Below are 12,550 nucleotides of genomic sequence, written 5' to 3' on the forward strand. Positions count from 1 at the left end.
TAGGGAAGGTCTGAACAACGCACCAGACCTCTAAAATTCGAGCCTGCTGCGTGCCAATAGCGCACAGAGTTGATGCGTACGATACGATTTCTACGGTTTCTTGCGGCGTTGGCTGGCGCCAGACAGCATTATCCCCTGGCCGGCAGCAACTGCCGGCGCACCATCCACAGATTGGATAGTGCGAACAGGGTCAGCACATGCGCGGTGTTCTTGGCCAAGCCGCGATAGCGGACCTTGGTGTAGCCAAACTGGCGTTTGATCACGCGGAATGGATGCTCCACCTTCGCACGCACACTTGCTTTGAAGTATTCCCAACGTTCTTCCTGGCGGCGCTCGCGTTTGTTGCCAATGGCTTGAATCGTCGAACGCTTGGCGGCAATGAAAAAACCAGCCTTGCAGGTCTGCAGTTCTTCGCGTTTGTCCGCACCGGTGTAGCCGCTGTCGTCGAACACACTGTCTTCTTTGCCGTGCAGCAATGCGTGGGTCACCGTGACATCGGCCACATTGGCAGCCGTACAACGGACGTGGCGCACCAGCCCGGAAAACTCATCCACGCCGATGGGTGCCTTCATCCCGAAATACCACTGATTGCCTTTCTTGGTCTGATGCATTTCAGGGTCGCGCGCGCGGTCGGTGTTCTTGGTCGAACTGGGCGCAGCGATCAGGGTTGCATCGACGATCGTGCCGGACCGCAGGCTCTGACCCTTGCGCACCAGATCCGCGTTGACGGCCTCCAGCATCCGCGCTGCAAGGCCATGGGTTTCCAGCACGCGGCGAAAGTTGAGAATCGTGGTCTCGTCGGGAACATTGTCCAAACCGCCGAGCCGGGCAAAACGGCGCAAGGTCGGGATCTGGTGCAACGCTTCTTCCATCGCCGGATCGCTCAACGCATACCACTGCTGCTGCAAATGAATCCGCAACATCGTCGCCAGTGCGTACGGCTGTCGACCAGGCCGCCCCGACACCGGATAGTGCGGCGCGATCAGTCCGAGCAAATGCCTCCACGGAACCACCTGCTCCATCTCGGCCAGGAAGATCTCGCGGCGAGTCTGCTTGCGCTTGCCCAAACCTTCAGCGTCACCGAACGTCAGTTGCATGGATGACTCCTCAACGTAGGTGTGTAGTGTCGCGCATTTGAAGTGCGTTGTTCAGAGGTTCCCTAGGCCACCGCCTGCTTGATCTGCGCGGCCAGGACCGGCGAACCGTTGAGGGTGGCCTGCAGATTGCTCACCATGTCCTGGTCGACGGTGCGCGTCTGCCCGGCCGGGTCCTGCCAGGTTTTGTGGGCAAAGTCGACGCTCATGCCCTGCAGCCCGACCACCGCCTTCAGATCGGCATTCGCTGCGCTGCCGGCGGACTGAAAACTCGCGGCCGGAATCGTCACCACTCCCGTTGCCTTGTCGTAACTGCCGGTCAGGTTGGGCGAGCCGCCCGGCGCCTCCAACGCAAAGCCCTTGAGTTGGCCGGACGTGGCCTGCCGGTTGAACCGGTCGGCATCGGCAATCACCGCGGCACGCAGCTGCGCTTCCTGCGCTGGCGTGGTGCCAGGCTGCCCGGCGAACTGGGCCAAGGCAGCTTCGAGTTGCGGATTTGGATTAGCCATGCAACTGCCCTCCTTAGACGATCATTTTCAATTCAATGTGCCGATGGATTTTACGCAAACCCTGCCCGCTTCCAGGGCCACCACATTCTGTGGAATGATTGAGAGAGTAATGTCGTTCTTGTAATAGCGCCAACTTCGCAACTCACCGATCTCGCCATAGACCGGTACGTCACGATACCCCATCGCCTTAAGGACGTTATGGTAGTAATCAAAATCAAGCCCGCACACCGAAGACATGTCGGAAAAGCCATCTGTGCGATGCTCGAAGTCCAGCCCAACGCCTTTCTTGACAGCATGTGTCTCTGGAATATAAGTGAAAATATAGAACCAACCTCGTTCCAGATCCTGGACATGCCCTAAAAATGAATCATTTCCTGCAGGCTCAAGGGTAAGCCCTATTACCGACTGAACCTGTTCAAGACTTTAAGTCTTGGCGCGATTCCAATCCCTCGATCAGCTTCAGGAACCGCTTGCCGATCTCTTCGGCGCTGAGGGTCGGATTCTGGGTGGTGGCAACCGGATGCATCGTGGTGGTCTCCTTGGCGGGTGGGTGCCGTTCGGCAGCGGTCGCGCAGGCTGTCATAGCCAGAACGCACGATGCGCAAGCCATCGCGCAGCTGAGGTTTTCACCGGCCACATCGGCTTGACATGGCGATCGATCAGGTCGAGCGAGCCGCCCAACGCTTCCGACACGGAGCCCTTAAGATGGCCGAACGTGGCCTGCTGGTTGAGCATGGCCAGCGGACTGGCATCGGCAATCACCGCAGCACGCAGCTGCGCTTCCTGCGCTGGCGTGGTGCCCGGCTGCGCGGCGAACTGCGCCAAGGCAGCTTCGCGTTGCGGATTTGGATTCGCCATGCAACTGCCTCCTTTATACGATCATTTTTAATTCAAGGTGCCGATGGATTTCATGCAAACCCTGCCCGCTTCCAGGGCCACCACATTCTGTGGAACGATTGAGATCGTAATGTCGTTCTTGTAATAGCGCCAACGTCGCAACTCACCGATCCGGCTATTGCGCGACGCGCGTATCGGCGCGACCGCGCAGTCGTGTTGCGTGTGCTCACCAGAACACCGCGTACAGCGCGATCAAAATCACCACCACACCGGCCGCACCGATCTTGAAGCCCAACGTCGTGCCATAGGACACATCGTCGGTGCGGATAAGATCGCGCGCCTGCGTAGGCGGCGCCATCAACGACACAACCACCGCCAGCACCAGCGCCGCCACGAACACCACGCCAATGCGGTCCATGAACGGCAGTTCAGGCCAAGCGAACTTGAGCGCGAACGACAGCACCACCGAGCCGATCGCCGCAGTTAGTGCGCCGGCTTCGTTAGCCCGTTTCCAGAACAGGCCCAGCATGAAGATCACCACCACGCCGGGAGTAAAGAAGCCGGTGAATTCCTGGATGAACTGGAAGCCCTGATCAAAGTTGCCCAGCAGCGGCCGCGCGGTGAGGATGCCGATCACCACCGCCACGATGGCGACGAGACGGCCCACGCGCACCAGTTGCTTTTGCTCGGTCTGCGGGCGGAACTTGGCGTAGAAATCCAGAGTGAAGATGGTTGCCACCGAATTGATCTTCGATGCCAGCGACGCCACGATTGCCGCCACCAGTGCGGCAAACACCAGACCCAGAATGACGGTCGGCAGCAGCTGCATCATGGTGGGATACGCTTGGTCGGGCTTTGCCAGATCCGGCGCCAGCACGACGGCAGCAATGCCCGGCACCACGATCACCAGCGGCATCAGCAACTTCAGGAACGCAGCGAACACCATGCCCTTTTGCGCTTGGCCAATGTTCTTGGCCGCCAGCGCGCGCTGAATGATGTATTGGTTGAAACCCCAGTAACTGATGTTCATCACCCACAGACCGCCGAGCAGCACGCTCAGGCCCGGTAGATCTTTATAGAACGGGTTGTCCTTGCTCAGGATCATGTGGAAGTGCTCGGGGTGCGCGCTCCACAGGTGCTTGAAGCCGGCCAGCACGCCGGCGCCGTCGCCGATGCGCGCCAGGGTCAAGCCCGCGACCAGCAGGCCGCCCAAGACCAGCAGCGTGACCTGCACGATGTCGGTCAGCGCCACTGCCTTGAGGCCGCCGTACAGCTGATAGACCAGAGCAAACACGCCGATCAATGCCAGCGCCAAGGTCTGGTCCATGCCGGTGACCTGGCTGACCGCGATCGACCCCAGCCACAGGATCGAGGTGAGATTCACGAACACGTACAGCAGCAGCCAGAACACGGCCATCAGCGTGCGGATCCACTTGCCGTAACGCTGTTCCAGGAACTGCGGCATGGTGTAGATGCCGTTGCGCAGGAAGATCGGCAGGAAGAACTTGCCGACAATCAACAACGTCAGCGCCGCCATCCACTCGTAGGACGCAATCGCAAGACCGATCGCATAGCCGGAGCCAGCCATGCCGATGATCTGCTCGGCCGAAATGTTAGCGGCAATCAGCGAGGCGCCGATCGCCCACCACGGCAACGACTTGCTCGCCAGGAAGTAATCCTCGGCGCTCTTGCTGTGGCCAGCCTTCTCGCGCGAGACCCACTGCGCAAGGACGAAGATGCCGGTCAGATAGACCAGCACGATCACGATATCCAATGTTGCCAAACCCACTGCACTCTCCTGTCCGGCTCTGGGGTGTGCGCCGTGCACCAGGCAAGCCTGCAGACTACCGCCGTCCCGCACAGCGTACGTGGCGGCAGTGCGGCGAACCGCAGCTGCAGGCCATCCTGGCCGATCGACGCGCGCTCCCTCGGCGGCTGATGACACCACCCGCTGAGGGTGGCCGCTATGAACGTCGCCACGATCTGCGACGCGCTTGTTTCGTTTGATCTACCGCAAGCTCGGAAGCACGCTTCCGCGCTTGCTGCCTACTTAACCGGGCAGTCCAGCGTAACTTCGGCTTCGTTAAGCGCGCCCAGCGCGATCTTCGACACCGACAGATCCAGCGGCGCACCACTTTCGATGCTGGCCAACTGGGTCAGCTTGGTCACGTCGGCGCCGGCCACTGCGAAGCACTTTAACGGCACGCCGACCACCTTCCACCGACCTTGCGGCAGCGCGGCCAGGGTCTTCTGTGCATCGACACGCCCGCTGCACCCCTCGCCACAACCCACGCCCAACCACACCGGCGCAGTCACCGCGCTGTCGCGGCGCACGGTCAGCTGCAACTGCACATCGCCGTTGCTCTCACGCGATACATCCACCGGCTTGCCGGACACCAGCAACATGCCGGAGGCCTTGGCACCGGACCACACCAGGCGACGCGCATCTTCCTGCGCCTTGTGATCGACCGCGGTCATCTTCAGGCTGCCATCGGACAAGCCCACCGGCAGCGTGGTCGCCGGCATATTGGCCTGGCCGGCATTGGACAGCTGCATCGCAATGCCCAACGCCGGCTTGCCGCGCACGAAGTACACCCCGCCCACCGACTGCTCGCCGGACACGCCCGATTGCTCCGGCAGCGCAGCCGCATCGCCCTTGTCGGCATAGGTCAGACCGAAGCCGAACTTGAACTGCGGGTCGTAATCCTTCTGCCCGACGTTATTGGCGAACTGCGCTGCGGTCTTCGGCCAGGAGAAGCTCAGCTTGCCCTTGAACTCGTTTTGCACCGTGCCATCGGCCTTGCGCAGCAGCACATCGGCAATGCCTTCGCCTTCCGAACCCGGCAACCAGGCAGCGACGAATGCATCGGACGCATTGATGTACTGATTCATCCACAGCGGACGCCCGCTCAGGAACACCGCCACCACCGGAATGCCGTCGGCCTTGAGCTTGCGGATCAGTGCCAGCTCGCTTTCGTCGCCTGGCTTGTACAGCAAGGTGGCGATGTCGCCCTGGAACTCGGCGTAGGGGTTTTCGCCGAACACCACCACTGCCGCATCCGGCTTGGTCTTGTAGCTGCCGTCCACTGCCAGCTCGGCCTTGCCGCCGGCGGCCTTGATCTGCTTGTCCAAGCCTTCCCAGATGGTGTTGCCATTCGGGTAGTCGCTGCGCTTGGTGCCGGTACCCTGCCAGTTCAAGGTCCAACCACCGGACTGCTTGCCCATGTCGTCGGCGCCATCGCCCAGCACCAGCACGCGCTTTTTCGGATCCAGCGGCAAGATGCCGGCCTGGTTCTTCAGCAGTACCAGCGACTCGCGCACCGCCTGACGGGCGATCGCACGGTGTTCCGGCGCACCCAGCAATGCGTACTTGCCGCCGAGCGGACGCTTGGACGGCTTGCCGGCTTCGAACAGGCCAAGGCGCAGCTTGACGCGCAGGATGCGGCGCACCGCATCGTCAAGACGCTGCGCTGCAATCTGGCCGGACTTCACTGCCGCCAATTCGGTTTCGTAGATGCCCTTCCAGCTGTCGGAGGCCATCGCCATGTCGACCCCGGCAATGAACGAGGCCGGGCAGTTTTCGTTGGTGCAGCCCTTGACCTGGCCGTGGCCATTCCAGTCGCCGACCACGAAACCGCCGAAGTTCATGCGGCCCTTGAGCACATCGGTCAGCATGACCTTGTTGCCATGCATCTTTTCGCCGTTGAAGCTATTGAACGAGGCCATCACCGTCTGCGCACCGGCCGCGATCGCCGCCGGATAACCCGCAGCGTGGACGTCGCGCATGGTGGCTTCAGACACCTTGGTGTCGCCTTGATCCTTGCCATCGTTGGTGCCGCCGTCGCCGACGAAATGCTTCACCGACGAAATCACGTGGCTGCCGTCGAGGAACTGCGGGGTGCCTGGCACCCCCTGCACACCTTCGACCATCTTGCCGGCGAAGCTGGCCACCACATCCGGCGACTCGGAATAGCCTTCGTAGCTGCGGCCCCAACGGTCGTCCTGCGACACCGCGACGGTAGGGGCGAAGGTCCACTCCATACCGGTGACGCGGGTTTCGGCCGCGGTGACTTCGCCGATCTTTTCGATCAGTTCGGGGTTGCGCGTGGCACCCAGGCCGATGTTGTGCGGAAACAGCGTGGCACCGACGATGTTGCTCTGGCCGTGCACCGCATCGATACCGAAGATGATGGGAATCGCGTTGCCGCCTTTGGAAGTGTCCATCGACGCTTCATAGAACGCGTCGGCCAGCTTCAGCCATTCGGCCGGGCTGGCGTTGTATTTGCCGCCGGGATCGGAATTGCCGCCGGCCAGCACCGAGCCGATGCGGTACTTGCGCACGTCGTCAGGGGTCATGCTGGCGATGTCGCCCTGGATGGTCTGGGCGACCTTTTCCTCGACGCTCATTTTGGCCATCACATCGGTGATGCGCTGCTCCAGGGCCTGGTCCTGGGCGAACGGCCACTTCGGCGACGGCCACTGGTCCGGGTGGATGGTGGTCGACGAGACGGCGGGCGTGGCAGCCGGCACAGTCTTGCTCGCCTCGATGGTGGTGTCCTTACCTTGGCAGGCGCCCAGCATCAGCACTGCAGCAGCGGCAGCCGGCAAGAGAGAGCGACGCGCGACAGGCGCGGCGGTAAGACGAAACAGCTTGTCCAAGATCCAGATCTCCAGGTCATTCTCCCGCGGCGATGCGTCGCGCCGCAGTCCATTAAGCGGCGTACGCTTGCGTGATTCCCCTACCCTGTCAACAATGGCTGTCCATATGCCAGATGACCGCCAACTTATTGGCCGCGGCTATAGCCTTGGAATACCGGCAACACCTGTCAAGCCATGGAAAAACCGTTGAATCCGGCGTGACGCCTGGTAGCTGGCAATCGCGCACTTTACTGCATCGCACCATCCACCGACGCAGCCCGTGCGCAGCCCGCACGCACCGCCCCCCTATGTAGCGATCACGTGCGAGGGGGTCCCCAAACGTTCGCCAACGGGCGAGATCGCCGTCAACCAACTGTCATAAGGCCGGCTTAAGGTGATCGGCTTGCCGATGCGCAACCGGCCATCGTCGATCGTTGCTTTTGCCTGGAGTTTCGATGTCTGCCTCCCCCGATCCCTCTCGCCGCCGCCTGATGCAGTTGCTGGCGTCCGTCCCCCTGTTGCCGCTTGGCAGCGCCAGCGCCGCAGCATTGCAGCGACTCGGTGGCGCAGCCTTGGCCGCGCGGCCATCGCGGCCATCGGAAAACCCTGCCCGACTGGTGTCGGCCACCTTCCACGGCATGCCGGCGCCCAGCCTGGCTAACCCGGCTGCAATGGCCACCACCACGGTCGGCTCGTCGCTGACGGTGACGCGCAGCGACGGCAGCACGCAGCGCTATGCCCTGGCCTATCACCCGTTCTTCGTCACCGGCGACCAGGTGCCCGACGGCAATGGCGGTACCGTGCTGGCCGGCGGCTATTACGACATCCAGCATCGCCCGATCATCGACCATTCCAAACCCGGTGCCGAGCGCCAGTTCTTTTCCGACTGCCCGGACGGCTCCTCGCTGCTGACCCTGCCCGACGCCAAGGTGCCTGGGGTCAAGGGCAACCACGTGTTTGCGGTGGTGCAATTCGAATACACCACCCGCGACCAGGCCGGCAACGACACCAACCGGCATCTGCCCGCGCCGATCGCAGTGCTCACGCTGGATCAGGACCTGGCCACCGGCAAGTTGTCGTTGGTGAAATACCACAACGTCGATACCGCGCCGGTGCATGGGCTGTGGACCACCTGCGGCGCCAGCCTGTCGCCGTGGAATACCCACCTGTCCAGCGAAGAGTACGAGCCTGACGCCACCGCGCTGGCCGGCAACACCCAGTTCCGCAGTTACAGCACGCATCTGTACGGCGATCCGGAACGGGCCAATCCCTACCACTACGGCCACCTGCCCGAGATCACCGTGCACCCGGACGGCACGGGGAGCGTGCGCAAGCACTATTGCCTGGGCCGCATCTCGCACGAGCTGGTGCAGGTGATGCCGGACCAACGCACCGTGCTGATGGGCGACGACGCCACCAACGGTGGGCTATTCATGTTCATCGCCGACCGCAAGGCGGATCTGTCGGCCGGCACCTTGTACGTCGGCAAGTGGCACCAGACCTCCGGCGTGGGACCTGGCGCGGCCACGTTGAGCTGGATCAAGCTGGGCCACGCCACCAGTGCCGAAATCAAAGCCATGGCCGACCGCCTCACCGCCGCCGACATCCTCGACGTGCATTTGAGCGATCCGGGCGATGCCTCTTTCACCAAGATCCCGTTCAACGGCACCTTCAACTGGATTCGCATCAAGCCCGGCATGGAGAAGGCCGCCACGTATCTGGAAACCCACCGCTACGCCGCATTGGCCGGCGGCAGCCTGGGCTTCACCAAGCTCGAAGGCACGACCGTCAATGCCCGCGACAAGGTCGCCTACATGGCGATGTCCTACATCGTCACCAGCATGCTCAATGGCTCGGGCGACGTGAAAGTGCAAGGCTCGGCATCGGGCGCGGTGTACGCCTTGAATCTGCGCGGCGGCCGCCACGACAGCAGCGGCGCACCGATCCACAGCGACTGGGTGCCGATTGACATGGCCGCCCCGGACGCGCTTACCGGCCACGACCTGGCCAAAGCCGATGCACTGGGCAACTTGGCCGACCCGCAGCGCTTGGCCAACCCGGACAACCTCAAGTTCTCCGAATCGCTGCGCACCTTGTTCATCGGCGAAGACAGCAGCCTGCACGTCAACAACTTCCTGTGGGCCTACAACGTGGACAGCGGCGCGCTGACGCGTGTGTTGTCGGTGCCGGCCGGAGCCGAATCGACCGGCCTGCACGCAGTCGACGAGATCCACGGCTGGACTTACGTGATGAGCAACTGCCAGCATCCGGGCGATTGGGAAAGCCCGCTGCACGACACCGTCAAGGCGACGCTGGATCCGCTGATCCGCGCCAATTACAAGAACCGCTTCGGCGGCGCAGTGGGCTATCTCACCGGCGATCCGGTGGCGGTGAAGTTGGGCAAGGCGTAAGCGCTGGTCGTGGGCCACCGTCAGGGCCGCCTGGCGCGCGCCTGACGGGCGGACTTTAAGCCACTCAAAACAGGCCACGCGTTTCCGGCCCCGTCATGGCGATGGCTTGGCTCCATCGCCTCTCTGCATCTGCACGTGCGATGCGTCCACAATAATCGAACGTTCAAAAGCACACAGGGCCCGAAGGCCCTGGCGTCTCAGGTCATGCCTTGAAAAGTTAAACGCCGCCCCGCTACCATGAACCGAGGCAAGATAATTGCCTGGGTGGATTGAGTGCGCCACACTCCAACACGTAGGGTGCGACCGCTAAAAAGGATTTACAAAGGATCATTAACATGGGGATGAAGGCCCGTTTAGGAACCGCACTGGCTTTGCTTCTACTCGCCGCATTCGCTGGCCTGTACCTGTCCGGTTACATCACCTTGCAACTGCTCAAGCTCAACATTCCGCTTGAGTGGAGCACCTACACCCAGTACGTCCGCGCCCTGGGCCTGCCGCAAGTCCGCCCGTATGCGATGAAGATCAGGATCGGCGGCATGCTGGGCTTCGGCCTGATGTTCATGCTTTGGCTGCCGTTGGCCCTGATGCTCTTGCGACTGAGTAAACGCGATGCGTCTCTGCATGGCGATGCCGGTTTTGCCCGCCTGCACGACATGAAGCGGGCTGACTTGTTGGAGAAAAAACCGGAGAGCATCGTCGTCGGCAAGTACCGGGGGCGTTACCTCTACATCAACGATGCGCGCCACGTGATGGTGGTGGCGCCCACCCGCAGCGGCAAGACCACCTGCATCGCCATTCCGGTGCTGCTGACCTACGAGCACTCGATGTGCGTGCTCGACATCAAGGGCGAGTTGTTCAAGGAAACCAGCGGCTGGCGGGCCTCGCAAGGACAGCGTATCTACAAGTTCGCCCCTTATGCCACCGATGGCAAAACCCACAGATTCAATCCGCTGTCCTTTGTCAGGCCGGGCCAGTACATCGCCGACCTGCAAACGATCGCCGCCATCCTCTACCCGGACGACTCCGCAAAGGACCCGTTCTGGGCGACTCAGGCCCGTGCCATCTTTGTCGCCTTCGCTTCGTTCATGTTCGAAAACTGGAACGACATGGAACGTACGGGTTTCCCAGGAACCAACGCACAAGCAAAGCCCGACTCCCCAACACCTCTCGATCCCAACGTGCATCCTGCGTTTCCGAGCTTCGAACGCATTCTGCGGCTCTCGTCCGGTGCAGGGAGCAAGGGCGTCAAACGTATGGTCGAACGCTGGCTGTCGGCCTCGGGCCAACAGCAGTTTCCCTTCGTCAGCGAGCAGACCCGCACCACCCTGCGCAACCTGGCAGGGATGGCCGAGCAGACCTTCTCCAGCGTCATCGCCACCATGCAGGCGCCGTTGCAGCAGTTCCTGAATCCGATCCTGGCAGCGGCCACCAATGCCACCGACTTCGATGTGACCGCCATCCGCAAGCGCAAGACCACCATCTACACGGTCATTCCCGCCCAGAAACTCGACGAAAGCGGCAAGTTGCTGAACATTTTCTTCAGCACCGTGATCGGTAACAATCTGGACAGGCAACTGGGCGATGACCCATCGCTCAAGTACCAGATGTTGATGCTGATGGACGAATTCACCGCCATGGGGCGGATGGACGTTTGGGCCAAGCGGATTTCGATCTCGGCCAGCTACGGGGTGCGCGACCTATGCATCATCCAGAGCAACGCCCAACTGCGCTCGGTCTACGGCGAGCACGACGCCCAGAACTTCACGACCAACCACGCCGGCAGCGCGGTCTACACTCCGCGCGAACAGACAGACGCCAACTCCTATAGCGAGCAGCTGGGGTTCAAGACCATCCGCCGCAAGCACCGCTCTCACGGTAGCGGCGCGCAAGGGAGCAGTTACAACATCAACTACACAGAAGAAAAACGGGCACTGATGCTGCCCCAGGAACTCAAGGAACTGCCCAACGACGACGCGTTGCTCTTCCTCGAAGGATGCAAGCCGATCCGCTGCAAGAAGAACTGGTTTTTCAAGGATACCTTCTTCAAGAAGCGCATCCTGCCGCCGGTGGAGATTACGCCGATGGTCGTGATACGTGATCAGCGGACTGGGGCAGGCAAGGACGTCCCTTTCGTGGACTGAGGGAATTCATTTGATTCAATTACAGAGGCGGGTCCAACTTGGAATCGCGAGGACAGCACACATGAAAAACCACATTAATCGCCATTTTATCCGCAGAAAAATCGGCTTCGCAATCGTTGGATCGGCACTGGGGTTGGCACTTGCAAACGCCAGCGCCGTCCAACCAACAGCCGGCCATGCTGTGCCTAAGCCAGCATGGCCTGATAATGGGATTGCACAACGTATTCTTCCAAACGCCATGACGATGTTTGTTGAAAACGACCATGGCAAGCTCCGCGCATGGGTCGTGTCGGAGCCTCCTGGGGGGGGGGGGATGTTGAGGCATTGGATTTTTTCAGTGGCCAGAAAATGAAAGTCAAAGCTGACAGAGAAGACGATGGCCACCTGGAACAGTCCTTTACCGACGCCAAGGGAAATTTTCATTCCAGCATAGGGCAGGATTACGCATTTTCCGGAACTTCTCCTCCAATTGATTTGCCAGGCATAAGCTTTGATGGAAGTAATATTTTCCTAGAACCATCTAAAAATTATTGTTCGTCAAACTTAATTGCGGCCAGTTCAGAGCGCAACTATGTCACAGGGGAAAAACCTGCATCTACCTGGAACAAATTTGCCATTTATCATGAAATGGGAAATCCTAAAGCATGCTCTGGCGGCAGTTTTAATTCAAAGATCACCTCTGCACTTGATTTGAATGATGGAACATTTCTAGCTATCGAGGGATGTTTTGTATTCCGTCTACGCAAATCGGATCTATCGCCTGTGGGTTCAGCGCCTGCATTGAGGGTAATAGATGAAAGCGCAATGCGGTTGTCCATCAACCAAGCGAAGAAAAATAATATCCAGGATGTCACAGCTTATATAATTAAGGCACTGGTTCCGCCAACCGCTATTGAACTGTCTTGCAAGGAGGATTGAAT

10 protein-coding genes are annotated in these 12,550 nt (G+C 60.7%); 4 read left to right on the forward strand and 6 right to left on the reverse strand.

Annotated elements, in window-relative coordinates:
- Positions 1–128: 128 nt before the first annotated feature.
- The 6 genes from PD885_RS11320 to PD885_RS11345 form a co-directional block, all read right to left on the reverse strand.
- The gene (locus PD885_RS11320; protein ID WP_088056883.1) at positions 129–1,097 is read right to left on the reverse strand and encodes an IS5 family transposase; all 969 of its coding nucleotides are present in this window, start codon (positions 1,095–1,097) and stop codon (positions 129–131) included.
- Between the two features lie 62 nt (positions 1,098–1,159).
- Entirely contained in the window at positions 1,160–1,603 is a 444-nt protein-coding gene (locus tag PD885_RS11325; RefSeq protein WP_002813701.1) for a hypothetical protein, read from the reverse strand.
- Between the two features lie 27 nt (positions 1,604–1,630).
- On the reverse strand, positions 1,631–1,840 hold the full coding sequence (locus tag PD885_RS22060) for a hypothetical protein (RefSeq protein ID WP_002813703.1): 210 nt from the start codon (positions 1,838–1,840) through the stop codon (positions 1,631–1,633).
- 342 nt (positions 1,841–2,182) lie between these two features.
- The gene (locus tag PD885_RS11335; protein WP_002813707.1) at positions 2,183–2,461 is read right to left on the reverse strand and encodes a hypothetical protein; all 279 of its coding nucleotides are present in this window, start codon (positions 2,459–2,461) and stop codon (positions 2,183–2,185) included.
- A 205-nt stretch (positions 2,462–2,666) separates the two neighbouring features.
- On the reverse strand, positions 2,667–4,229 hold the full coding sequence (locus PD885_RS11340) for a sodium/sugar symporter (protein WP_002813709.1): 1,563 nt from the start codon (positions 4,227–4,229) through the stop codon (positions 2,667–2,669).
- Positions 4,230–4,486: 257 nt separating this feature from the next.
- The gene (locus PD885_RS11345) at positions 4,487–7,099 is read right to left on the reverse strand and encodes a glycoside hydrolase family 3 protein (protein ID WP_088056884.1); all 2,613 of its coding nucleotides are present in this window, start codon (positions 7,097–7,099) and stop codon (positions 4,487–4,489) included.
- 434 nt (positions 7,100–7,533) lie between these two features.
- Between PD885_RS11345 and PD885_RS11350 the strand changes: the two genes are divergently transcribed.
- The 4 genes from PD885_RS11350 to PD885_RS20770 all read left to right on the forward strand — a co-directional run bounded on the left by PD885_RS11350 (position 7,534) and on the right by PD885_RS20770 (position 12,548).
- The gene (locus tag PD885_RS11350; RefSeq protein WP_002813714.1) at positions 7,534–9,489 is read left to right on the forward strand and encodes a PhoX family protein; all 1,956 of its coding nucleotides are present in this window, start codon (positions 7,534–7,536) and stop codon (positions 9,487–9,489) included.
- 422 nt (positions 9,490–9,911) lie between these two features.
- Entirely contained in the window at positions 9,912–11,630 is a 1,719-nt protein-coding gene (locus PD885_RS11355; protein WP_231892660.1) for a type IV secretory system conjugative DNA transfer family protein, read from the forward strand.
- 61 nt (positions 11,631–11,691) lie between these two features.
- Positions 11,692–11,982, forward strand: a complete 291-nt coding sequence (locus PD885_RS20765) for a hypothetical protein (protein ID WP_145954102.1) — start codon at positions 11,692–11,694, stop codon at positions 11,980–11,982.
- On the forward strand, positions 11,979–12,548 hold the full coding sequence (locus PD885_RS20770) for a hypothetical protein (protein ID WP_145954103.1): 570 nt from the start codon (positions 11,979–11,981) through the stop codon (positions 12,546–12,548). Before PD885_RS20765 ends, PD885_RS20770 begins: the two co-directional genes overlap by 4 nt.
- The last annotated feature ends 2 nt before the right edge of the window (positions 12,549–12,550 follow it).

This window comes from Xanthomonas fragariae (genome assembly GCF_900183975.1).
In the GTDB taxonomy this organism is placed as follows: Bacteria; Pseudomonadota; Gammaproteobacteria; order Xanthomonadales; family Xanthomonadaceae; genus Xanthomonas; species Xanthomonas fragariae.